This is a genomic window from Methylorubrum pseudosasae (assembly GCF_029504475.1).
Classification (GTDB): Bacteria; Pseudomonadota; Alphaproteobacteria; order Rhizobiales; family Beijerinckiaceae; genus Methylobacterium; species Methylobacterium extorquens.
Window position 1 is genome coordinate 1,673,316 of record NZ_JAQGDU010000002.1, and the last position, 23,064, is coordinate 1,696,379.

At 69.5% G+C, this 23,064-nt stretch carries 19 protein-coding genes and 5 pseudogenes; 8 read left to right on the plus strand and 16 right to left on the minus strand.

Annotated elements, in window-relative coordinates:
• Positions 1-87: 87 nt before the first annotated feature.
• The gene (gltX, locus tag M2437_RS08805) at positions 88-1,512 is read left to right on the plus strand and encodes a glutamate--tRNA ligase (RefSeq protein ID WP_253387158.1); all 1,425 of its coding nucleotides are present in this window, start codon (positions 88-90) and stop codon (positions 1,510-1,512) included.
• 475 nt (positions 1,513-1,987) lie between these two features.
• Entirely contained in the window at positions 1,988-3,277 is a 1,290-nt protein-coding gene (gene gltA / locus M2437_RS08810; RefSeq protein ID WP_003603897.1) for a citrate synthase, read from the plus strand.
• A gap of 43 nt (positions 3,278-3,320) precedes the next feature.
• On the opposite strand, the gene M2437_RS08815 is transcribed toward gltA, so the two are convergent.
• From M2437_RS08815 to M2437_RS08870, 12 genes and pseudogenes are all read right to left on the minus strand, one after another.
• Positions 3,321-3,800, minus strand: a complete 480-nt coding sequence (locus M2437_RS08815; protein ID WP_015952799.1) for a YaiI/YqxD family protein — start codon at positions 3,798-3,800, stop codon at positions 3,321-3,323.
• On the minus strand, positions 3,797-4,957 hold the full coding sequence (gene lpxB, locus M2437_RS08820; RefSeq protein WP_253387159.1) for a lipid-A-disaccharide synthase: 1,161 nt from the start codon (positions 4,955-4,957) through the stop codon (positions 3,797-3,799). Before lpxB ends, M2437_RS08815 begins: the two co-directional genes overlap by 4 nt.
• Positions 4,954-5,802: an LpxI family protein gene (locus tag M2437_RS08825; RefSeq protein ID WP_253387160.1), complete on the minus strand. Its 849-nt coding sequence runs from the start codon at positions 5,800-5,802 to the stop codon at positions 4,954-4,956. The genes lpxB and M2437_RS08825 overlap by 4 nt, the downstream gene beginning before the upstream one ends.
• Before the next feature lie 11 nt (positions 5,803-5,813).
• On the minus strand, positions 5,814-6,620 hold the full coding sequence (gene lpxA / locus M2437_RS08830; protein ID WP_253387161.1) for an acyl-ACP--UDP-N-acetylglucosamine O-acyltransferase: 807 nt from the start codon (positions 6,618-6,620) through the stop codon (positions 5,814-5,816).
• 5 nt (positions 6,621-6,625) lie between these two features.
• The gene (gene fabZ / locus M2437_RS08835; protein ID WP_003603892.1) at positions 6,626-7,087 is read right to left on the minus strand and encodes a 3-hydroxyacyl-ACP dehydratase FabZ; all 462 of its coding nucleotides are present in this window, start codon (positions 7,085-7,087) and stop codon (positions 6,626-6,628) included.
• 171 nt (positions 7,088-7,258) lie between these two features.
• The gene (locus M2437_RS08840; RefSeq protein ID WP_253387162.1) at positions 7,259-7,552 is read right to left on the minus strand and encodes a helix-turn-helix domain-containing protein; all 294 of its coding nucleotides are present in this window, start codon (positions 7,550-7,552) and stop codon (positions 7,259-7,261) included.
• 10 nt (positions 7,553-7,562) lie between these two features.
• Positions 7,563-7,889, minus strand: coding sequence for a type II toxin-antitoxin system RelE/ParE family toxin (locus M2437_RS08845; RefSeq protein ID WP_253387163.1), 327 nt, complete (start codon positions 7,887-7,889; stop codon positions 7,563-7,565).
• A 94-nt stretch (positions 7,890-7,983) separates the two neighbouring features.
• Positions 7,984-9,210 carry a molybdopterin molybdotransferase MoeA gene (locus M2437_RS08850; RefSeq protein WP_253387164.1) on the minus strand — a complete coding sequence of 409 codons (1,227 nt, stop codon included), beginning with the start codon at positions 9,208-9,210 and terminating at the stop codon, positions 7,984-7,986.
• Positions 9,207-9,683 (minus strand): annotated as a pseudogene (moaC, locus tag M2437_RS08855) (cyclic pyranopterin monophosphate synthase MoaC); the annotation flags it as partial. The pseudogene moaC and the gene M2437_RS08850, both read right to left, overlap by 4 nt.
• Before the next feature lie 6 nt (positions 9,684-9,689).
• Entirely contained in the window at positions 9,690-10,547 is an 858-nt protein-coding gene (trpC, locus tag M2437_RS08860; protein ID WP_253387165.1) for an indole-3-glycerol phosphate synthase TrpC, read from the minus strand.
• A gap of 33 nt (positions 10,548-10,580) precedes the next feature.
• Positions 10,581-11,596: pseudogene (gene trpD, locus M2437_RS08865) on the minus strand (anthranilate phosphoribosyltransferase).
• Between the two features lie 88 nt (positions 11,597-11,684).
• Positions 11,685-12,287 (minus strand): anthranilate synthase component II, encoded by a 603-nt coding sequence (locus M2437_RS08870; protein WP_003602152.1) that lies wholly within the window; start codon positions 12,285-12,287, stop codon positions 11,685-11,687.
• A gap of 275 nt (positions 12,288-12,562) precedes the next feature.
• Here M2437_RS08870 and M2437_RS08875 point away from each other — a divergent pair, with 275 nt between their 5' ends.
• On the plus strand, positions 12,563-14,257 hold the full coding sequence (locus tag M2437_RS08875) for a methyl-accepting chemotaxis protein (protein WP_373691097.1): 1,695 nt from the start codon (positions 12,563-12,565) through the stop codon (positions 14,255-14,257).
• Positions 14,258-14,318: 61 nt separating this feature from the next.
• Here M2437_RS08875 and trpE read toward each other — a convergent pair whose 3' ends face one another.
• Both trpE and M2437_RS08885 read right to left on the minus strand, forming a co-directional pair.
• Positions 14,319-15,839, minus strand: coding sequence for an anthranilate synthase component I (trpE, locus tag M2437_RS08880; protein WP_147016441.1), 1,521 nt, complete (start codon positions 15,837-15,839; stop codon positions 14,319-14,321).
• A gap of 9 nt (positions 15,840-15,848) precedes the next feature.
• Positions 15,849-17,754: pseudogene (locus M2437_RS08885) on the minus strand (peptidylprolyl isomerase).
• A gap of 234 nt (positions 17,755-17,988) precedes the next feature.
• Here M2437_RS08885 and tpiA point away from each other — a divergent pair.
• Positions 17,989-18,754: pseudogene (gene tpiA, locus M2437_RS08890) on the plus strand (triose-phosphate isomerase).
• A complete protein-coding gene (locus M2437_RS08895) occupies positions 18,751-19,326 on the plus strand; it encodes a Tsi3 family protein (protein WP_253387168.1) in 576 nt (191 codons plus the stop codon). Before tpiA ends, M2437_RS08895 begins: the two are co-directional and overlap by 4 nt.
• Here M2437_RS08895 and M2437_RS08900 read toward each other — a convergent pair.
• The gene (locus M2437_RS08900) at positions 19,287-19,751 is read right to left on the minus strand and encodes a cysteine hydrolase family protein (protein ID WP_015952787.1); all 465 of its coding nucleotides are present in this window, start codon (positions 19,749-19,751) and stop codon (positions 19,287-19,289) included. The two genes, M2437_RS08895 and M2437_RS08900, sit on opposite strands and share 40 nt — an antisense overlap.
• Before the next feature lie 20 nt (positions 19,752-19,771).
• Positions 19,772-20,053: a hypothetical protein gene (locus tag M2437_RS08905; RefSeq protein WP_012255717.1), complete on the minus strand. Its 282-nt coding sequence runs from the start codon at positions 20,051-20,053 to the stop codon at positions 19,772-19,774.
• A gap of 302 nt (positions 20,054-20,355) precedes the next feature.
• Between M2437_RS08905 and secG the strand changes: the two genes are divergently transcribed.
• The 3 genes and pseudogenes from secG to M2437_RS08920 all read left to right on the plus strand — a co-directional run bounded on the left by secG (position 20,356) and on the right by M2437_RS08920 (position 23,060).
• The gene (gene secG, locus M2437_RS08910; protein WP_253387169.1) at positions 20,356-20,823 is read left to right on the plus strand and encodes a preprotein translocase subunit SecG; all 468 of its coding nucleotides are present in this window, start codon (positions 20,356-20,358) and stop codon (positions 20,821-20,823) included.
• A gap of 192 nt (positions 20,824-21,015) precedes the next feature.
• The gene (gene pyrG / locus M2437_RS08915) at positions 21,016-22,644 is read left to right on the plus strand and encodes a CTP synthase (RefSeq protein WP_015824703.1); all 1,629 of its coding nucleotides are present in this window, start codon (positions 21,016-21,018) and stop codon (positions 22,642-22,644) included.
• 17 nt (positions 22,645-22,661) lie between these two features.
• Positions 22,662-23,060: pseudogene (locus tag M2437_RS08920) on the plus strand (DUF350 domain-containing protein).
• Positions 23,061-23,064 lie beyond the last annotated feature (4 nt).

Sequence of the window (23,064 nt, forward strand, 5' to 3'; positions counted from 1 at the left end):
GGCTCGCTCGTGCTACACGCCCGCCGAGACCGGCCGCAGCCGCACGCGCGCCATCCCGCACTTTTTGAAGAAGCCTCCCAGCCGCCGATGTCGTCACCGGTCGTCACGCGCTTTGCGCCTTCACCCACGGGCTTCCTGCATATCGGGGGAGCCCGCACGGCTCTGTTCAATTGGCTCTACGCCCGCCGCTTCGGCGGGCGTATGCTGCTGCGCATCGAGGACACCGACCGGGAGCGCTCGACGCAAGCGGCGATCGACGCGATCCTCGACGGGATGCGCTGGCTCGGCCTCGATTGGGACGGGGAGGTGATCTACCAGTTCGCCCGCGCCGAGCGGCACCGCGAGGTCGCCGAGAGCCTGCTTGCCTCGGGCAACGCCTATCACTGCTACGCCAGTGCGGAAGAGCTGACGCAGATGCGCGAGACCGCCCGCGCCGAGGGCCGCGCCCCGCGCTACGACGGCCGCTGGCGCGACCGCGACCCGTCCGAGGCACCCGCGGGCGTGAAGCCGGTGATCCGCCTGCGCGCGCCGAGCGAGGGCGAGACGGTGGTCGAGGACGCCGTGCAAGGCCGCGTCACCTGGGCCAACCGCGATCTCGACGACCTCGTGCTGCTGCGCTCCGACGGCACGCCGACCTACATGCTCGCCGTCGTGGTGGACGACCACGACATGGGCGTCACGCAGGTGATCCGCGGCGACGACCACCTCACCAACGCCGCGCGCCAGAGCCAGATCTACCGGGCGCTCGGCTGGGACGTGCCGGCGATGGCGCATATCCCGCTCATCCACGGGGCGGACGGCGCCAAGCTGTCGAAGCGCCACGGCGCGCTCGGCGTCGAGGAGTACCGCGACCGCGGCTACCTCCCGGCAGCCCTGCGCAACTACCTCGTGCGGCTCGGCTGGAGCCACGGCGATCAGGAAGTGTTCTCCACCGAGGAGATGATCGCCGCCTTCGACCTGAAGGCGATCGGCCGTTCGGCGGCGCGGTTCGACTTCACGAAGCTGGAAAGCCTCAACGGGCTCTACATCCGCGGCAGCGCCGATTCCGTGCTGGTGGATGCCATTGACGCGATCCTGCCGGCCCGCGGCCCCGAGCGCGGCTTGCCGACCGCGCTGACGCCGGATCTGCGCGAGAAGCTCGTATCGGCGATGCCCGGCCTGAAGGAGCGCGCCAAGACGCTCGTCGAACTCCTCGACAGCGCCTACTACCTCTACGCCGCGCGTCCGCTCGCCCTCGACGCCAAGGCCGAGGCCCTGCTCGCAGGGGATGCGCCCGAGCGGCTGCGCGCGCTCCTGCCGGCGCTCGAAGCCCTCCCGGAATGGAACGCGGCGACGACGGAGGCTGCGGTGCGCCAATTCGCCGACAGTCAGGGGGTCAAGCTCGGCCAGGTCGCCCAGCCCCTCCGGGCGGCGCTCACGGGGCGTGCTACCTCGCCGCCGGTCTTCGACGTCCTTGCCGTGCTCGGCCGCGACGAGGCGCTTGCCCGCCTCCGGGATCGCCTGCCGGCCTGAGACGGCCACGCGACGGATCCCCGCAGAGAACATCCGGGTGCATCGGTTCAGCTGGTGCACCGCGTGCCGTCTCGGCACGCTGATGGGCTTCGCGGCGCCTCGAATGACAATCCAGCGCGAATGACAGCCCGACCTTGCGACGGCGGCCCATCGTCGGGGCGAGGGCGGGAAAGTCTTGCCTGGACGCGTGTTTCAGCGTCATCTGCGTTCTTGCAGAGCGTTCGAAATCGTCGAGAACTGGATGAGCGAACGGGCCGAATCCGATTTCATCCCGTTCGCCGAGTGACAGATCCAGCCTGTTTTTCGCATATGCGAAGAGGCCGGGAGCAGCCCACCGTTGCTGGGCGCCGACCGATCCGCTAACCCGGTGCTTCAGTGAGCGGGCGCAGTGCTCTGCTGCGGCGCCACAACGGGGCGGGAGGCGTTGCCTTCCGGTCCAGTGCTGTTCCCGTCGCAAGAGAGGGTCCGCGATCCCATGAGCGCTTCCGCCAGCACCATCATCGTGGGCGACAAAAACGTCGAATTGCCCATCAAGACTGGAACGATCGGCCCCGACGTGGTCGATATCGGCAAGCTCTACGCCCAGACCGGCAAGTTCACCTTCGATCCGGGCTTCACCTCGACCGCCTCCTGCGAGTCGAAGATTACTTACATCGACGGCGACGAGGGCGTGCTGCTCTATCGCGGCTACCCGATCGAGCAGCTCGCCGAGAACGGCGACTTCCTCGAGACCGCCTACCTGATGCTGTTCGGCGAGCTGCCCAGCTCGGCCCAGAAGGCGGATTTCGACTACCGGGTCACGCGCCACACCATGGTGCACGACCAGATGAACCGCTTCTTCCAGGGTTTCCGCCGCGACGCCCACCCGATGGCGGTGATGGTGGCCTGCGTCGGCGCGCTCTCGGCCTTCTATCATGACTCGACCGATATCTCGGACGAGTCGCAGCGGATGATCGCCTCGCTGCGTATGATCGCGAAGATGCCGACGCTGGCGGCGATGGCCTACAAGTACACGATCGGCCAGCCCTTCGTGTATCCGAAGAACGACCTCGACTACACGTCGAACTTCCTGCGGATGTGCTTCGCGGTTCCATGCGAAGAATACGTCGTCAACCCGATCTACGCCCGCGCGCTGGACAAGATCTTCATCCTGCACGCCGACCACGAGCAGAACGCCTCGACCTCGACCGTGCGTCTGGCCGGCTCCTCGGGCGCCAACCCGTTCGCCTGCATCGCGGCCGGCATCGCCTGTCTGTGGGGCCCGGCCCATGGCGGCGCCAACGAGGCGGCGCTCAAGATGCTCATGGAAATCGGGCATCCCGAGAACGTGCAGAAATACGTCGCCAAGGCGAAGGACAAGAACGATCCCTTCCGCCTGATGGGCTTCGGCCACCGGGTCTACAAGAACTACGATCCGCGTGCGCGCATCATGCAGAAGACGACCCACGAGGTTCTGAACGAACTCGGGATCAAGGACGACCTCTTGGAGGTCGCCGTCCAACTCGAGAAGATCGCCCTCGAGGACGAGTACTTCATCGAGAAGAAGCTCTACCCGAACATCGACTTCTACTCGGGCATCACCCTCAAGGCGCTCGGCTTCCCGACCTCGATGTTCACGGTGCTGTTCGCGCTCGCCCGCACCGTCGGCTGGATCGCGCAGTGGGCCGAGATGATCGAGGACCCGTCCCAGAAGATCGGCCGCCCGCGCCAGCTCTATATCGGCCCGGACCGCCGCGACTACACGCCGATTGGTCAGCGGAGCTGAGCTGAAGTTGCCTCCGGACCGCGTGGTCCGGAGGCGCACGATGTCAGAGCTTCAGATCGCGCTTCAGGCGCATGACCACGCGATCCAGAGCACCGAGAAAGGCCGAGCGGTCCTTCGGCGAGAACGGCCTCGGACCGCCGGTGATCGCGCCGGCCTCCCGCAGATCCTGCATCAGGTTGCGGGTCGCGAGCGCGAGACCGACCGAGGATTCCGTGAAGGCCTTTCCGTTCGGCGCCAGCGCGACCGCGCCGGCCTTCACGCATCGGCTCGCGAGCGGCACGTCCGCCGTGATCACGACGGCGCCACGGCTCGCCCGCTCCGCGATCCAGTCGTCGGCCGCATCGAACTTGTCTCCGACGACGACCCGCTCGATCCAGGGCTCGCGCGGCAGGTTCAGGAAGCTGTTCGAGACGACGAAAACGTGCAGGCCGTAGCGCCCGGCGACGCGGTACACCTCGTCCTTCACCGGGCAGGCGTCGGCATCGACGTAGATCGCGATCGTCGGCGTTATTTCCTCGCTCATGCCGCCCGCCGTGCCTCCAAGACGATCCGGGCCGCCGCCCGGCTCGGTTCCTCGTCGCCGGGCAGCCGCATCCGGCCGTCGATGCGGGCCAGCGCGTCGACTTGCGTCCGGCGGGCGGGGCCGCCCGCGAGAAGCGGCGCCAGCGTTTCGGCGAGCCGCTCCGGCGTGCAATCGGCCTGCACGAATTCCGGCATGGCGTTCTCGGACAGGATCAGGTTCGGCAGCACGATCGTCGGCACTTGGATGAGCCGTCGGGCGATTACTTCCTCGACCCGTGACACCTTGTAGGCCACCACCATCGGCACGCCGGCGAGCGCGAGTTCGAGCGTCACGGTGCCGGAGGCCGCGAGCGCGGCCCGCGCCCGGCGGAAGGTCGCGTACTTGTCGGCCTCCCCGTGGACGATCCGCGGATGCCGCTCCCACGCGGCGGCGAGTCGTTCGATCAGGGCGCGGTGACGGCTCACCGCCGGCAGCTCGATCTCGAAGGGGCCGACCCGTCGGGCGAGGTCGGCGGTCGCTTGCCCGAAGACCGGCATCAGCCGCTCGATCTCCGAGCGGCGCGAACCCGGCAGCACGGCGAGGACCGGGGGGCGTCCCTCGCGGATCGCGGCCTCGTCGGGGGAGGGGCGCAGCTCGGCCAGACGCTCGATCAGCGGGTGGCCGACATACGAGCAGGGCGGCCCGCCGAGGTGGCGATGCGCGTCCGGTTCGAAGGGGAGGAGGGCGAGCACGTGGTCGATGAAGGGCACCATGCCCTTGGCCCGCCAGGGCCGCCACGCCCACACGCTCGGCGAGACGTAATCGACGATCGGCAGATCCGGCAGGCGCTTGCGCACGCGGGTCGCGACGGCGTGGGTGAAACCGGGGCTGTCGATAATCACGAGCACGTCGGGCCGGCCCGCCACGACGTCGTCGACCGTCTCGCGGATGCGCCGCAGCAGGGTACGGGCGCGGGCCAGGACGGGCAGGTAGCCCATCACCGCGACGTCATCGATCGGGAAGAGCGAGCGGAAGCCTTCCGCCTCCATCGCCTCGCCGCCGACGCCGCCGAGCGTCAGGGGCTCGGGCGAGAGTGCCCGCAGGGCCCGGATCAACTTGGCGCCGAGCTGGTCGCCGGAATCCTCGCCCGCCACGAGCCAGATCCGCCGATGCGTCACGGGGCGACCTCCACGCCGATCAGGAACAGGCCCGCCGCATCCGCGGCCGCCACCGTCGCCTCGCGATCGATCACCAGGGTATGGCCGGCGCCGATGGCGATACCGGCACAGCCGGCCTCCGCCGCGCGGCGCACGGTGCGCGGGCCGATGGCCGGCAGATCGATCCGCAGATCCTGGCCGAGCTTCGGCAGCTTGACGAGCACGGTCCCCTTTGCGGGCGTGCCGCGGCCGAACGGCTTGCGGTTGAGCGCACGGGCGCGGGCGAGCATGCGGTCCGTGCCCTCGGGTCCCTCGACGGCGATGACGCGCTCGCCCGCCACTACGGCGGCCTGTCCGACATCGAACGGGCTCAGGGCGCCGAGCATGGCACGGCCCGTGGCGATCGAGAGGGTCGCGTCGGAATCCGGGTCCGCCCGGCCGAGCCGGCCAAGGCGGCCGAGCAGGTCGGGCGCGACCTCGTGCACGCCGAGCACCCGGTGGCCGTTCTCTTCGAGCAGCGAGAGCACGGCCCGCAGCAGCCGGTCGTCACCGCCGGCCAGGCTCTTCAGGATATCGCGGTTGCGCACCGCATGCGCCGCGTTGAGCAGGGCGGCCGGGCTCGGGCGGGTGACGCCGCCGGCCGGCACCACGGCGGCGGGGGCCCACTCCTTCAGGATGCGCAGGGTGCCGGGGATATCGAGGAGATCGACCACCGCATCCGCGCGCCGCCGCATCGCCCGCTCGGTGAAGCCGCGCACGGCCAGCACGCGGAACGGCCGCCGCGCCCGATCGAGTGAGGCCGCAACGAGTTCCGGCAGGTGGCCCGCGCCGGCCACCAGGGCGAGGGGCCGGGCGGGATCGATCACGGCGGGCCGCCTCAGGCCGCCGCGGAGACGGGGCGGGGCGTGCAGATCGAGCGCTTGCCGCCCGCGCGGATGAAGGCGAGGATTTCGTGGATCGCCGGATGGGTGTCGAACTCGGCGGCCACGTCCTCGACGCGCTCCATCAGCGTGCCCTCCTGGGCGAAGAGCAGCCGATAGGCCCGGCGCAGGGCATGGATGTCCTCGCGCGAAAAACCGCGGCGTTGCAGGCCGATGATGTTGAGCCCGGAGAGGTAGGCGCGGTTGCCGAGCACCATGCCGTAGGGGATGCAGTCGTTCTCCAGCCCCGAGAGGCCGCCGACGAAGGCGTGATCGCCGACGCGGGCGAACTGGATCACCGCCGCACCGCCGCCGAGGATGGCATAGTTGCCGACCGTGCAATGGCCGGCGAGCATGACGTTGTTGGAGAAGATGACGTGGTCGCCGACGCGGCAATCATGGCCGACATGGCTGTTGGCCAGGAACGCGCAGCCGTTGCCGACCACCGTCTCCAGTCCGCCGCCGGAGGTGCCGGGATTCATGGTCACGCCTTCGCGGATCAGGCAGTCGGAGCCGACTGTGAGCGTCGAGGGCTCGCCGCGGAACTTCAGATCCTGCGGCGGATGGCCGATCGAGGCGAAGGGATAGATTCGGGTGCGCGCGCCCACCGTCGTCCGGCCGGCCACCACGACGTGGCTGACGAGTTCGCAGCCGTCCCCCAGCACGACGTCGGGCCCGATATGGCAGAACGGACCGATCCGCACGCCGTCCCCGAGCCGGGCGCCGTCCTCGACGACGCTGCTCGGATGGATCCCGTCCCGCACTACGTTCACTCCGTCACCAGCATGGCACCGATCTCGGCCTGGGCCACGAGCGCGCCGTCGACGCGGGCCTCGCCGCGGAACCACCACATGGTCTTGCGCTGGTTCATCTTCGTCATGTGGAAGCGCACTTGGTCGCCGGGCACGACGGGCTTGCGGAACTTGCACTTGTCGATGGTCATGAAGAAGACCTGCTTGGTCTTCAAGTCGTCATTCATGATGTGGCGGCAGCAGATCGCGCCCGCGGTCTGCGCCATTCCCTCGATCAGCAGCACGCCGGGGAAGACCGGCAGGCCGGGGAAGTGCCCGGTGAATTGCGGCTCGTTCGCCGTGACGTTCTTGATGCCGATGCAGCTCTCGTCCCGGTCAATCTCGATGATGCGGTCGATCATCAGGAAGGGATAGCGGTGGGGCAGCAGTTCCAGCACCTTCTGGATATCGGCCGAACCCAGCTCCCGCGTCTCACTCATCGGTCCCAACGCTCCCCGCCCATGCTTTCCCGGCGGCGTCCGCCGCACGGTCCCGTGCTTTTTGCCGGTGAAGGCCGCCCTCTTCGGCAGAAAATCAGGCGGATGCAAGACTTTTGCGCCGTTGGGGCACCTGCGAGGCGGGAACGGTACGGTTGCCGGCCCCGCCAGAGCTCAACCGCCGAGCGTCTCCTCCACGAGGCGCGGGTTCTTTTCCAGAAGAGCGAGGAGCACGCGGGCCGGCCCCTCGGGCCGTCGCCGCCGCTGTTCCCAGTTCCGTAACGTCCCGACGGCCACGCCGATGCGGCGGGCGAATGCGTCCTGTGAGAGAGCCGAGGCTCTTCGCACCGCAGCCACGTCGATGTCATGGGGGACGTGCACCTGCATTCCAGCGACGGTCTCGCCGCGCGCATGCACAGCCGCCTGCTCTAGGCTGCGGGTCAGTTCCTGGAACGTCGCCTCATCCATGGCTTCATCCTCAAAACAGCGTATCGACCAACCGCGCCAGCGCTTGCGCCTGTGCCGGTGTCGGATTGGCTTGATCGTTCTTCGCGTAGGCCAGAAGCAGGTACACGCCGCGTGCACTCACAAAACACGTGATCACCCGTACTCCCCCGCGCTTGCCACGCCCGGTGAGAGGCACGCGAACCTTACGCAGTCCGCCCGTACCGGGGATCACATCGCCGGCGAATGGGTCAGCGGCAAGGACGTCCACGACTGCTGTCCGCTCCGCCTCTGTCATCAGGCGCTCCGCCGACCGAAGATAAATCTCGGTCTCGATGACGGTATGGAGGGCGCCGGCCATCACGCCATATGAACGGTTCGCCGACCTGCGTCAACGGCGCAGTCGCCAACAACCTTGCATACCAAGTGCAATTTCTACGATTGGAACTCTCAGCTCAGACGATGCGCCGATCCAGCCGGATGATGCGGCACGGGTCGCCCGCTTTGGCGGGGCCCGCATGGGCTGAGCGGATCAGCAGGGCCTCGCTGGTGCCGAGCACCAAGAGCATCGAAGAATCCTGGCGCGACTCGGGATGGACGACCGGCAGCCGGTCCGGCGCCGTGTCGAGGCGGGCGCGCAGATAGTCCTGGCGTGCGTCGTTCTCCGGCATGTCGCGACCGAGAAGCGCTGGCTCGCTGCGGTCCTCGCCCGCGCGCGGGTCGCCGAGGAGCGCGCGGATCGCCGGCACCACGAAGAGCAGGCCGCAGACGATGGAGGAGACGGGATTGCCCGGCAGGCCGATCACCGCCATGGGTCCGAGCCGCCCGTGCATCAGCGGCTTGCCGGGGCGGAGCGCCACCCGCCAGAAGCCGAGTTCCAGCCCTTCGGCCCCGAGCGCCGCCTGGACGAGGTCGTGATCGCCGACCGAGGCGCCGCCGAGCGTGACGAGCAGGTCGGCCTCGGCCGCTCGTGCGCGGCCGACCGCCTCGCGCAGGGCGCCGAGATCGTCGGTGACGATGCCGAGATCGATGACCTCCGCGCCGGCCTCCAGGCTCAGCGCGCCGAGGGCGAGGCCGTTCGAGGCGACGATCTGGTCCCACGCCGCCGGCTCGCCCGGCCGCACCAGCTCGTCACCGGTCGCGAGGACGGCGACCCGGGGCTTACGCCGCACGGGCAACACGGCGTGGCCGGCGCTGGCCGCGAGCGCGAGGCGGCGCGCGTCGAGGGTCTCGCCGGCCCGCACCAGCGTCTCGCCCTCGCGGAAATCGAGGCCGGCGCGGCGCAGGAAGCGACCCGCCGCCGCCGGCTCGCGGGCGGTGACGATCTCGCCCTCGGCCTCGGCGTTCTCCTGGATCAGGATTGCATCGGCGCCTTCGGGCACCGGTGCGCCGGTGAAGATGCGGACCGCCTCGCCCGCGGCCAATGTCCCGGAAAATCCGTGACCGGCCGCGCTGGTGCCGATCAGGCGCAGGCGCGCCGGCACCGTCGCCACGTCGGCGGCGCGGACGGCGTAGCCGTCCATGGCGGAAGCCGGGAAGGGCGGCTGGGTCCGCCGGGCCGTGAGGTCGGCGGCCAGGGTGCGGCCGGCGCCCTGCGCGATGGGGATTTCTTCCACCGCGACCGGGCCGGGGATGGCGGCGAGGATCTTTGCAAGCGCTTCGGCGACCGGGAGCAGGCTCATGAGCCGGCGTTCCACGCGCCGGACTTGCCGCCCTCCTTCGACAGGAGGCGGATGCCCTCGATGCGCATGCCGCGGTCGGCGGCCTTGACCATATCGTAGACCGTCAGGCAGGCCACCGAGACGGCGGTCAACGCCTCCATCTCGACGCCGGTCTGGCCCTGCACCTTCACCTCCGCGGTCAGGCGCAGGCCGGGAAGGGAATCGTCGGGCTCGCAGGTCAGCCGCACCTTGGTGATCAGCAGCGGGTGGCAGAGCGGGATCAGCTCGTGCGTGCGCTTGGCAGCCATGATGCCGGCGAGCCGGGCGGTGCCGATGACGTCGCCCTTCTTGGCGTCGCCCTCGCGGATCAGAGCCAGGGTCTCGGGCTGCATCACCACCACGCCCTCGGCCACGGCGGTGCGCGACGTCGCGGCCTTGTCCGAGACATCGACCATGTTGGCCGCGCCGGTCCGGTCGATATGGGTGAGGGTGGCCGCCGCTCACCGGCCCTTCTCCCCAAACAGTAGGGCCCGCGTCGCCGCGGTCACGTCGTCCTGCCGCATCAGGCTCTCGCCGACGAGGACGGTGTTGAGCCCGTGCTGCTTCAGCCGCAGCACGTCGGCATGTCCGCCGATGCCGCTCTCGGCCACCGCGATCCGGTCGGCGGGGATGCCGGGCTTAAACGTGATCGCGGTTTCGAACGAGACCTCGAAGGTCTTGAGGTTGCGGTTGTTGACACCGACCAGCCGCGTGCCGAGGGGCAGGGCCCGCTCCAGCTCCTGCGCGTCGTGGACCTCGACCAGCACGTCCATGCCGAGATCGTGGGCGGTCTCGGTGATGGCGGCGGCCTCCGCATCGTCGAGGCAGGCCATGATGACGAGGATGCAGTCGGCGCCCCAGGCGCGGGCCTCGTAGACCTGATACGGCTCGAACATGAAGTCTTTTCGCAGGACCGGCAGGTCGCAGGCCGCGCGCGCCTCGATCAGGAAGTCCGGTGCGCCCTGGAAGGAGGGCGTGTCGGTCAGCACCGAAAGGCAGGTGGCGCCGCCCCGGGCGTAGGCCTTGGCCAGCGTCTTCGGGTCGAAATCGGCGCGGATCAGCCCCTTGGAGGGCGAGGCCTTTTTGATCTCGGCGATCAGGGCCGGACGGCCTTCTCCGATATGCCGGGCAATGGCGTCGGCGAAGCCGCGGGGCGGGTCGGCCTTGGCGACCTGCTTTTCCAGCTTGGCCAGCGGCAGGCGCAGCTTCGCCTCGGCGATCTCGCGGCGCTTATAGGCCTCGATCCGGGCCAGCACACTCGCCCGCTCCGGGGTCGAGGTAGCAGGCCCGACGGTCACGTCGGCCACGATGTCGTCCATCGGTTATTCCTTAGAACCGCTCAAAGCCGTCTATCACGCATTGGAAACGGCGACGAGGCGCGCGAGCGTGCCCCGCGCCGCGCCGGAATCGATCGCCTCTTGCGCCCGCGCGACGCCCTCGGCGAGCGACCCGGCCGCCCGCCCGCCACGACGAGGCCGGCGCCTGCGTTCAACACGGCGATATCGCGGTACGCGTTGCGGGCGCCCTCCAGCACGGCGCCCAAAGCGGCGGCGTTGTGCTCGGGGTCGCCCCCACGCAGGTCGTCCAGGGTCGCGAGCGGCAGGCCGACCTCGCGCGGATCGAGGGTGAAATGCCGGAACGCGCCGTCCTCCAGCGCGACCACCGCGGTCGGGCCGGTGGTGGTGATCTCGTCGAGCCCGTCGGAGCCGTGCACGGTCCAGACACGGCGGCTGCCGAGCGTGGCCAGCACCCGAGTCAGCGGCTCGGCCCAGGCCGGGCGCGAGACGCCGAACACCTGCGCGGTGACACCGGCCGGGTTCGAGAGGGGCCCGAGCATGTTGAAGATGGTGCGGAACGGCAGTTCGGTGCGCACCGGCGCGACATGGCGCATGGCGCCGTGATGCGTCTGCGCGAACATGAAGCAGAGCCCCGCCTCCGAAAGGCAGCGCGCCAGGGCCTCGGGCGGGAGCCCGATCTTCACGCCGAGCGCGGCCAGCACGTCGGCGGCGCCGGAGCGTGAGGTCGCGGCGCGGTTGCCATGCTTGGCCACGGGCACGCCGCAGGCGGCGGTGAGGATCGCGGCCAGCGTCGAGACGTTGTAGCTGCCCGAATGGTCGCCCCCGGTGCCGACGATGTCGATGGCGCCCTCGGGTGCCGCAACCGGCAGCATCCGCGCGCGCATCGCCGAGACCGCGCCGACGATCTCGTCCTCGCTCTCGCCACGCACCGAGAGGGCGGTGAGGAAGGCGCCGGCCTGGATCGGCGTGACCTCGCCCGAGAGCAGGTCGTCGAAGGCGGCGCGGGCCTGCTCGCGGCTCAGCGGGGCGCCGGACGCGACGATCGCGAGATGAGTTTTGAAGGCGTCCATCGGGGTCGTGGCTCTGTTCGGGCCCTCCACCCATGGTCAGGAGGGGGAGGGGGTATGGAGCCGTCAATGCACGCCGCGGCCGGGCTTGTCACGCGCGCGGCGCGGCGTCCTTCCGCCAAGCGGCGGCGATGTCGAGGAAGTTACGCAGGATCTGCGTGCCGTGGTTCGAGAGGATGCTCTCGGGGTGGAACTGCACGCCGTGCACCGGCAGTTCGCGGTGCTGGAGCCCCATGATGAGCCCGTCGGCCTCCGCGGTGACCGCCAGATCCTGCGGGCAGCTCGCGCGGTCCACCACCAGCGAGTGGTAGCGCGTGGCGGCAAAGCCCTCGTTGATGCCGCGGAACACACCCTTCGCCTCGTGGCGGATGGTGGAGACCTTGCCGTGCATGGGGGAGGGCGCACGCACCACGTCGCCGCCATAGGCCTGCCCGATGGTCTGGAGCCCGAGACACACGCCGAAGATCGGAATTTCGGAGCCCAGCTCCCGCACCACGTCGAGGCAGATGCCGGCCTCGTTCGGGGTGCAGGGCCCCGGCGAGAGCACGAGCGCATCCGGCGCCCGCGCGCGGATGCCCGCGACATCGATCTGGTCGTTGCGCACCACGTCGATCCGCCCGCAGAGCGGGCCGATCAGGTGGACGAGATTCCAAGTGAAGGAATCGTAGTTGTCGATGACGAGGACGTTGGACATGGCCGCCGGCTTTGCGGAGTTTCCTCGTCGATGTGACGGTTGATCGGGCCGGGGTCAACGGGTGCCTGGGGCGCACCACATCCCCGACACACGCTCGGTGGAACCGACGCGGCTGTGGGCATGACCGTGGCCGCAGCCGGTCGTTGCCCCAGGGCGGGGCAAGAGCCCCAGCTCAACCGGACATTGAAAAACCGCGGGCGTGAAACCGCCTATTAAAACCCTCGTCTTATCATTTGTTTGAATGACAAATTACTTCAAGCTGTGCTCGGAAACCGATGATGCGCAAACTCAATGATCTGAAGTTGCCCCTGAAGCTTGCGATCCCGATCGGCCTCCTGATCTGTCTGAGCGTCGGCCTCGTGCTCACGGCCAAATCCGGCATCGAGGGGACGCTGGAACGGGTGGCGCACCTTACGGACTACACCGTTCGCCGCCGCATCGCGGTCAGCGACTTCGATCGCGCGGTCAAGGAAGCGACGATTCACGAGAAGAACATCATCATCGAGACCGACCTCGCCGAGATGAAGACGTCGAAGGCGCTGTTCGACGCAAGCCGCGCGGAGATCTTCCGACAGATCGACAACATCCTCGCGGCGGCCGAGACGAGTGAGTTGCACAAGCGTTATGCGGAGACCCGCAGCGTGGTGAACACCTATCTCAGCGTGGTCGACAAAAGCATCGAGCGCGCCCTGCAGGGCGATCAGAAGGGGGCGATCGCCATCTCCATCAGCGAGGGGCGGGCCGCACGCCGACGCCTCGAGGAGCGCCTCTCGTCCCACCTGAGTGTCAATGCGGCCAGCACCGAGACCACGATCCGGTCGGTGAAGGAGAAAGGGCGCGCGACCATGACGCGCCTCATCGTCGTCGCCGTCGTCGGTGTCGGAGTGCTGGCGTCGCTGGCGGGCCTGATCACCGTCTTTGGGATCGCGCGCCCGATCCGCCGGGCGGTTCAGGCGACCGAGCGGCTCGCGGCCGGCGACCTCGCCACGCCGGTGGATGACGTGGCGCGGCGCGACGAAGTCGGTGCCCTCAACCGGGCGCTTGCGGTGTTCAAGGACAGTGCTCTGGCCCGGCAACGGCTCGAGGCTGAACAGACCCGTGAGACCAGGGCCAAGATGGTGCGCGCCGAGCGGCTCGACGCGGTCACCCGTGCCTTCGAGATCGACGCCACTCGGATGACCAGCGGCCTCAACACGGCCGCCGCCGACATGGAGATGACCGCCCGCTCGATGAGCGGGATCGCCGACCAGACGACCACGCAGGCGATGGCGGCGTCCTCGACCGCGACGCAGACCGCGGCCAACGTTCAGACCGTCGCCGCCTCCACGGAGGAATTGTCGGCCTCGATTGCGGAGATCACCGCCCAGGTCGCCCAGTCCATCACCCTGATCGAGGCAGCGGTCGGTCGCGTCGCGGAGACCGACGCGACGATCCACGCCCTGGGCGAGACGGCCGAGCGCGTCGGCGCGGTGGTGGCCATGATCTCGGGGATCGCGGGTCAGACGAACCTGCTGGCGCTCAACGCCACGATCGAGGCAGCCCGCGCCGGAGAGGCCGGCCGCGGCTTCGCAGTCGTCGCTACGGAGGTGAAGGAGCTTGCCGCGCGAACCGGCGAGGCGACGGAGGAGGTCTCTGCCCAGATCGGCGCGATTCAAAACGCGACGAAGGCGGCTGTCGCCGCGATCCGCGCCATCGGCGGGCAGATCGCCGGCCTGGAGCAGGTCTCTTCCAGCATTGCCGCGGCCATGGAGGAGCAGGAGGCCGCGACCCGCGAGATCGCCCGAAACATTCAGGAGGCGGCGCGCGGCACCGAACACGTCACCGGCAGCGTTGCCGGCATGCGGCAAGGCGCGGGCGAGACCGGGTCGGCAGCGACGCAGGTTCTCGATGCGGCCCGCCAGGTCGCCCGCGACTCCGAAGGGCTCGGCCGCACGGTCGCGAGCTTCCTCGCGGACGTGAAGGCGGCCTGAGGCTGCCGAGGCGCGGCCCCCGCCGCGGCGCGGGGGCTCACACCCGGTTTCGCCGCAGCGCCTACTGCCCGCGCTTGGCCCGGCTCGCGAACTGCACCGCATCCTCTGCTGCGCGGAACAGGGCCTTGGCCTTGTTCACGCATTCCTGCTGCTCGGAGTGCGGATCGGAATCGTAGACGATGCCCGCACCCGCCTGCACATGCATGCGGCCGTCCTTCACGATGGCCGTGCGCAGGACAATGCAGGTGTCCATTTCGCCGCGCGCACCGAAATAGCCGATGCAGCCGCCATAGGGGCCCCGCTTCTCGCGCTCCAGCTCGTCGATGATCTCCATCGCCCGCACCTTCGGCGCTCCGGAGACGGTGCCGGCGGGAAAGCCGGCGGCCAGCGCCGAGAGCGCGTCGTGGCTCGGGTCGAGGTCGCCCTCGACGTTCGAGACGATGTGCATGACCTGGGAATAGTATTCGAGGAAGAACGAGTCGGTGACGGTGACGCTGCCGATCTTCGAGACGCGGCCGACGTCGTTGCGGCCGAGATCCAGCAGCATCAGGTGCTCGGAGCGCTCCTTCGGGTCGGCCAGGAGTTCGTCGGCGAGCGCCCGGTCCTCGGCCGGTGTGGCGCCGCGGCGGCGCGTGCCGGCGATCGGGCGGATCGTCACCTTGCCCTCGCGCACCCGAACGAGGATCTCGGGGCTTGAGCAGACGATCTGAAACGCCTCGAAATCGAGGTAGCACAGGAACGGCGCCGGGTTGGTGCGGCGCAAGGAGCGGTAGAGCGCAAGGGCCGGCAGGGTGAAGGGCGCCTCGAAGCGCTGCGACAGCACCACCTGGAAGATGTCGCCCGCGACGATGTACTCCTTGGCCTTGGCCACCATGCCGAGGAACGCGTCCGGCTCGGTGTTCGAGACCGGGGAGGGCAGGGGAAGGCTCGAGACGTCGAGGCGCGCCTCGACCGGCAAAGGGCCTTCGAGGGCCTCCGCCACTCGGTCGAGCCGGGCCTGCGCGGCTTCCAGCGCGGCGCGGGCGCTCACGCCGTCGGTTGGGCGCACGGGGGTGACGACGGTGAGCGCGTCGGCCACCGCGTCGAACACCACCATCACCCGCGGACGCATCAGGATCGCGTCGGGCACGCCGAGCGGATCGGGGTTCGGCTCCGGCAGCCGCTCCATGGCGCGGACCATGTCGTAGCCGAGATAGCCGAACAGGCCGGCGGCCATCGGCGGCAGCGCCGCGCTTTCGGCATCGTCGCCCACCGCGCTTTCGGCGATGAGGGCGCGCAGCGAGGCGAGCGGCGCCCGCTCGTCGGCCACGAAGTCCGCGAGGCCTGCGTCGCGGGCGATCTCGGTGCGCCCGTCGCGGCAGCGCCAGATCAGGTCGGGGTCGAGCCCGATCATCGAGTAGCGCCCGCGCACCGCGCCGCCCTCGACCGATTCGAGCAGGAAGCCGGGGCCGGCATGAACCGCCTTCAGCTTGAGGAAGGCCGCAACCGGCGTCTCCAGATCGGCCACCAGGGTGAGGCCGAGCAGGCTTGCCCGTCCGGCCTCATAGGCGCGCGCTACGGCCTCGTGCGCAGGCTCGGTCATAGGGGGACCTCAGTACTCGCCGCCGAACGCCCGCCGCAGGGCGGTCTGGTTCACATTGACGCCGGCGCTCTTCTGCACCTCGGCGATGAACTCGCCGAGCACGTCGTCGGCGAGCGCCGTGCGCAACGAGGTCACGAGTTGCCCGTCGCTCGGCGTGCCCGGCACGAAAGCCGGCATCGTGGCGGCCGTAACCTTGAACACCGCGCGCCCCTCGCCGGCGGGCGCCGAGGCCGCCTTACCGACCGGGGTGGTAAAGATGCGCTCGACGATCTCGGTCGAGAGGTCGTCTTTCGCTTGGTTGCGGCCGATCTCGGTGATCGTCTTCAGCGGCACGCCCGCCTCCTGCCGCCACGGTCTCGATGGCCTCGCCCTCGTCGAGGCGCTCGGTCAGCTCCTTCGACTTGGCGACGAGGCGCTTCTCGATCTCGGCTGCGGTCCAACCCTTCACCACCTCGTCACGGACTTCTGCCAGGGGCTTCTCGTGCGAAGGGTCGATCTTGACGACGTCGTACCAGATCGCGCCCCCGGCCTTGGTGCGCAGCACCTCGGTGTCGTTGCCGACATCGGCGCGGAAGGCGGCCGGCAGCGTGGTCTCCTTGTCCGGAATGCCGGCGACCGGCTGGCCCGACGGGTCGTTGCCCTGCGCATCCACCGCCGGAATGCTCACCAGCGTCAGGCCCTGGTCCTTGGCGATCTCGGCCAGCGGCTTGGCGGAGGCGCGGGCATCCTCGATGGCGTCCTGCACCTTGTCGAAGCCGCCGTCGCGCACGCGCTTCAGGGCGATCTCCTTGCGGATCTCGTCCTTGACCTCGTCGAACGGCTTGACCGTGCCCGGCTCGATGGCCGTGACGCGCAGGAGCACGGTGCCGAAGCGGCCCTTCACCGGCTCGCTCACCTTGCCCTGTTCGAGGGCGAAGGCGGCGTTGCCCACCGCCGGATCGAACAGCTCGGCCTTCGTCATCGTGCCGAGATCGAGCTGCTTCGGGTCAAGGCCGCGGTCGGCGGCCACCGTCTCGAACGGCGTCTCGCCGCTCTCGATCTTGGCCCGTGCCTCCGCAGCAGCCACCTCGTCGGGGAAGCTGATCTGCTGGATCGTGCGCCGCTCCGCCTTGCCGAACCGGCCGGGATTGGCCTCGTAGACCTTGCGCGCCTCGTCGTCGGACACCTCCTCAGGCTTCGCCAGCGCGGCGGGGTCGAGCACCAGCAGGTTGAGGCTGCGGTATTCGGGGGCGCGGAACGAGGCCTTGTTGTTCTCGTAGTAGGCGTTGAGCGCCTCGTCGGTCGGGGCGGGGATCTCGCCCGCAGCGGAGGGCGCCAGCGTCAGCACGGCGGCGTCGCGGCGCTCGGTCGAGTAGCGATGCACCGCCACGCGGATCGCCTGGGGCACCGGCATCTCGGCGACGATCGCGTCGGCCAGCTGCAGGCGGGCGATGACCGAGCGCTGCTCGCGCACGAACATCGCCTCGTTCAGGCCCGCCCGCTGGAGCGTCTGGAAGAACAGCGCCCGGTCGAAATTGCCATTGGCGTTCTTGAAGCTCGGCTCGTCCTGGATCGCCCGCAGCACCGTCGCGTCGGAGACCGCGAGGCCGAGATCCGTGGTCTTCTGGTCGAGCGCCGCCTCGGTGATGAGCTGCGCCAGCACCTGCCGTTCCAGGCCCATCGCCCGCGCCTGGTCCGGCGTCAGCGTCCGCTTGAGCTGCGCCTGATAGCGCTGGAGCTGGTTCTGATAGGCGGTGCGGACCTCCTCGGCCGAGATCGGCGTCTTGCCGACGGTGGCGACGGCCGTGCTCGACCCGCCGCGGAAGAACTCCTCCACGCCGAAGATCGCGACGCCCGCGATCAGGAAGGTGAAGATCACCGACAGCACGACCTTGCCGAGCCAATGCTGGCTGGCACTGCGAATGGACTGGAGCATCGGACGCCCGGGCCTAAATCTCAAGGGTCCCTGCCCGCACGGGCGGGGAACAAATTCGAGCCCCGCGATAGACGATCGGGGCGGCGGCGCAAAGGGCATGTCGTCCGGGTGCCGGGAAGGGGGCGGGACAGGGGCGGGACGATCGCAAAGGTGGTTTGCGCGCCTAAGCTTGCTCTGCTAGGTCCGCCCTAGACGTTGTAAGTCCTCGAACGAGACACGGAGAACCGGGACGCCATGGCAAGCGAGGGACGCCGTCCGCTGGTTGCCGGCAACTGGAAGATGAACGGTCTGCTCTCCTCGGTCCCGACCGTCGAGGCAATCCGTGACGGGCTCTCGCCGGCGCTCGCGGACAAGATCGACGTGTTGATCTGCCCGCCCGCGACGCTGATCTCCTCCTGCGTGGCGGCGGTCTACGGCTCCGTCGTCGCCATCGGGCGGCCAGAACCTGCACGCCCGGCCGAGCGGTGCCTTCACCGGTTCGATCTCGGCGGAGATGTTCGCCGATCTCGGCGCCACCTACGTCATCGTCGGCCATTCCGAACGGCGCGCCTACCATTACGAGACCGATGACGGCGTCCATGCCAAGGCGCTGGGCGCCCGCCGCGCCGGCCTGCGCGGCATCATCTGTGTCGGCGAGACGATGGAGGAGCGCCAGCAGGGCCGGGCGCTCGACATCGTGCGCGCGCAGCTCGCCATCGGCCTGCCGAAGGGTGCCACCGGCGCCGACACGGTGATCGCCTACGAGCCGGTCTGGGCGATCGGCTCGGGCCGCACGCCGACGGCGACGGAGATCGCCGAGGTCCACGCCTCCTTGCGCGAGATGCTCGACAAGCTCGTCGGCGAGGAGGCGCACAAGATCCGCATCCTCTACGGCGGCTCGGTGAAGCCCTCGAACGCCCGGGAATTGATGGCGGTGGAGAACGTCGACGGCGCGCTGGTCGGTGGCGCCAGCCTCGTGGCGGAGGACTTTTTGGGGATCTGCCGCGCCTACGAGGGGTGAACCTGTCCCGGCCGAGCCGCGCCGCCGGCATCATCGGGCCGGGGCTGCTCGGCGCCCGGCTGCTTCTGCCAGCGGCTGGAACGATCCCCGTTCTCCTGGCAGCCACGGCAGCGCAGGGCGCGGCGATCACGGCGCCGGGCGGGTGTCGGCTGACCGTTGATATCCCCAAGGGTTTTTCGGGCCGGCCACGCGGCGCGGACATCGTCCTGCGCCCAATCGGGCAGGAGGGCCGGCGCAGCGTGTTCGAGATCAGGCTGACACCCGGACACGGCAGACACGCGACCGCCCTGACGGAGCGCCGACCGTTCGGTGCGACGATCGCCCGCTACGGGATGACACGCGAAACCGAGGGATCGGGCGGCGAGGAGACGACGCTCATCGCCGAGGTCCAGCGTGGAGGCGTGTCATCCGTCTCGAAGCATCGGTGCAGCGAGACGATGGCGCCGAGCCGGATTTCGAACCGGCATGGTCGGCTCTTGCGACGGCGCGCTGCACCGACATCCGCTGAGCCGCTGACCTGCCAGCCCGCCCGCTACAGCGCCTCGGGGCCGTCCAAAACGCTGCCGAAATGATGCCGCCAGAGCTTGGCCCCCAGTGAGGCCGAACGGTCGAGGGACGACCCGACACTGAGCCATGGCAGCAGGGTCGGGCGCAGCCCGGCATCGAACAGCATGAAGCCTGCGGCAAGGCAGCAGGTCTCCGCCTGCACGCCGCAGACGAGGACACGTTCGATGTCGAGCGCCTTGAAGTGATCGATCAGCGCGGGCGGCGGCAGGTAGCCGTGCTTGACGAAAACCCGGTCGGCAGGGACCAGCGACTCCTCGTCCATCGGCGGCGCCCAGCCGAGCTGCGCCCTGAACGGCGTCACCGCCTCGTCGTGCCGCTCGACGGTCGCAACCGTGTGCAGCGTCCGGCTCAGCGCGGTGATGCCCGCGACGATCGTCTCCGGCACGCGGAAGCTCGCCTGGACATCGACGACGAGGAGGGCCTGCCGCATGGAACGCGCTAGGTCCGCGGTTAGTCTGCCCGGGCCGGCGCCTTCGCCACCGCCTCCTTGGTGCGCTCGATCATTGAGAGCACCGCGACGTAGAAGGCCTGCTGCAACGGGCTCATCGCGTCCGGCCGGATCCGGTCCGAGAGTGCGGCCTGCAACGCATCCATCGCCTGCACCCGCCCCGCCGGGTCGGGGCGCTCAAGCGCGATCCGCAGGAGGTCGCCCTGGACAGCCTCCATCTCCTCGCGGTCGGCGCGGTCGATGAAGGCGGCGAACCGCCCGGCTTCGTGCTGAAAATCGCTCATTTTCGACTCCTCGCACGGGCCATGGCCCTATGACCATGCTCCTGCGGCGTTTTTCCCAGGCACCGTCTCCATGCGGGCGAGCAGCATTTCCCGATGCCTCGGCTCAACCTTCGTGTTGACCGCGCGTTCGCCGCGCGCGAGGCGTTTGTCCCGTCCGCTTGCGTAAAGGCCGGTTGGCGCGGGTGGGCAAACGGTGTAGGAGCCCCCACTTCGTGCAGCGGATACGCGGGCGCGCTGCTTTTGCGCGCGACCTTTAGTCCGGCACACCGACAGCGTCCGCGCGAGTGGGCACCGGAATCGCAATGCAGACCGTCCTCATCGTCGTCCACCTCATCATCGTGCTGGCGCTCATCGCCGTGGTGCTGCTGCAGCGCTCGGAGGGCGGGCTCGGGCTCGGCGGTGGCGGCGGGGGCGGCGTCTCCGGCTTCATGACCGGCCGCGGCCAGGCGAACGCGCTGACTCGCGCGACCGCGATCCTCGCCGCCCTGTTCTTCACCACCAGCATCGCGCTGGCGATCTTGGCCCACCGCACCGCCGCGCCTCGCTCGATCCTCGACGAGGCCGGAACGCCGCAGGGCCAGACGCAGCAGACCGACAAGCCGGTAAACGCGGACAACCTGCTCGACACGCTGCGCAGCGGCAGCCCGAGCCAGGGCGGCCAGCCCGCCTCGGTTCCCACCGACGCACCGGCCAAGCCGGCAACCCCGGCGCCCGCTCCGAACACCCCGCCGGCCGCACCGGCGACGTCGGACGCGCCGCAATCGCGCTGAGCGCGATGCGACGCAGCCGCACCATCTGCGGATAAGAGCCTTGCGGCCGGCGCATCGGCCGCGGGGACGTGGAAGACAAATTCCTCAACGGCATGAGGGGCATCGCCCCGTGCCGCCTCCCGCGTGGCCGGCGGGGTGCGGTAACCGTTGCGGTTTGGCGAATCGCTTGAGCCCCTTTATGGACCAAAGCCCATGACGCGGTACGTTTTCATCACCGGCGGCGTGGTTTCCTCCCTGGGCAAGGGCCTCGCCTCCGCCGCCCTCGCGGCTTTGCTCCAAGCGCGCGGATACCGCGTGCGCCTGCGCAAGCTCGACCCCTATCTCAACGTCGATCCGGGCACGATGAGCCCGACGCAGCACGGCGAGGTGTTCGTCACCGACGACGGCGCCGAGACCGACCTGGATCTGGGCCATTACGAGCGCTTCACCGGCCTGCCGGCCTCGCGCGCCGACAACGTGACCACGGGGCGGATCTACCTCGACATCATCACCAAGGAGCGGCGCGGCGACTATCTCGGCGCCACGATCCAGGTGATCCCGCACGTCACCAACGCCATCAAGGCGTTCGTGCTCGACGGCAATGACGATTACGATTTCGTTCTGGTCGAGATCGGCGGCACGGTCGGCGACATCGAGGGCCTGCCGTTCTTCGAGGCGATCCGCCAGATCGGCCAGGAGCGCCCGCGCGGCAGCGTCTGCTACCTGCACCTCACGCTGCTGCCCTACATCCCGTCCGCCGGCGAGTTGAAGACCAAGCCGACGCAGCACTCCGTGAAGGAGCTGCGCTCCATCGGCATCCAGCCCGACATCCTGCTCTGCCGCTGCGACCGTCCGATCCCGCAGGACGAGCGGCGCAAGCTCGGCCTGTTCTGCAACGTGCGGGAAAGCGCCGTCATCGAGGCGCGCGACGTCGACACGATCTACGCTGTGCCGCTCTCCTACCGCGAGGCGGGACTCGACCGGGAGATCCTGGCGCATTTCCAGATGGAGCCCGAGACCGAGCCGAAGCTCGACCGCTGGCAGAACATCCTCGAGCGGGTGCGCAACCCCGAGGGCGAGGTCACCATCGCCATCGTCGGCAAGTATACGGGCCTGAAGGACGCCTACAAGTCGCTCACCGAGGCGCTGACCCACGGTGGTATCGCCAACAACGTGCGCGTCAACCTTGAATGGATCGAGGCGGAGGTGTTCGAGCGCGAGGACCCGGCGCCCTTCCTCGAAGGGCTGCACGGCATCCTCGTGCCCGGCGGCTTCGGCCAGCGCGGCGCCGAGGGCAAGATCCGCGCGGCCCGCTACGCCCGCGAGCGCAACATCCCCTATTTCGGCATCTGCTTCGGCATGCAGATGGCGGTGATCGAGGCCGCGCGTTCGCTCGCCGGGATCGAAGGCGCCAACTCTACTGAGTTCGGCGCGACCGCGGAGCCCGTGGTCGGCCTCCTGACCGAGTGGATGCGCGGCAACGAGTTGGAGCGGCGCGCGGCCGAGAGCGATCTCGGCGGCACCATGCGGCTCGGCGCCTACAAGGCGACGCTCGGTGCGGACACCAAGATCGCGCAGATGTACGGCGGCACCGAGATCTCGGAGCGCCACCGGCACCGCTACGAGGTCAACATGGCCTATCGCGCCTGCCTGGAGGCCAAGGGTCTGCGCTTCTCCGGCACCTCGCCGGACGGGCTGCTGCCCGAGACGGTTGAACACGAGGGCCACCCGTGGTTCATCGGCGTGCAATTCCACCCGGAGTTGAAGTCGCGCCCGTTCGAGCCGCACCCGCTGTTCAAGGGGTTCATTGCCGCCGCGATCGACCAGAGCCGGCTGGTGTGACGTAGGGGAAAGCACGGTTGACGACGATCTCGGGCCTTCCGGCCTTTCTCGCCTACTTCGCCGTCTCCCTCGGGCTCACCGCCCTCTACCTCGTGACCTAACTCACCGCGACGGCGCACCGGGAAATCGCTCTGGTGCGCGAGGGCAACCTCGCCGCCGCGCTCGCTCTCGGAGGTAGCCTTCTCGGCTACTCCATCCCGCTCTCGGCTGCGGTGCGCTACGCCGACTCGCTGCTCGACTGCATCGTTTGGGGGCTTGTCGCCCTCGTGGTGCAGGTCGCGATCTACTGGCTGATGCGACCGCTGCTGCCGAACCTGTCGCGGCGGATCGACGAGGGCCAAACGGCGCCCGCTGTCCTGCTCGGAGCCGCCTCCCTGGCAGGCGGCCTCGTGAACGCCGCCTGCATGAGCTACTGACGCC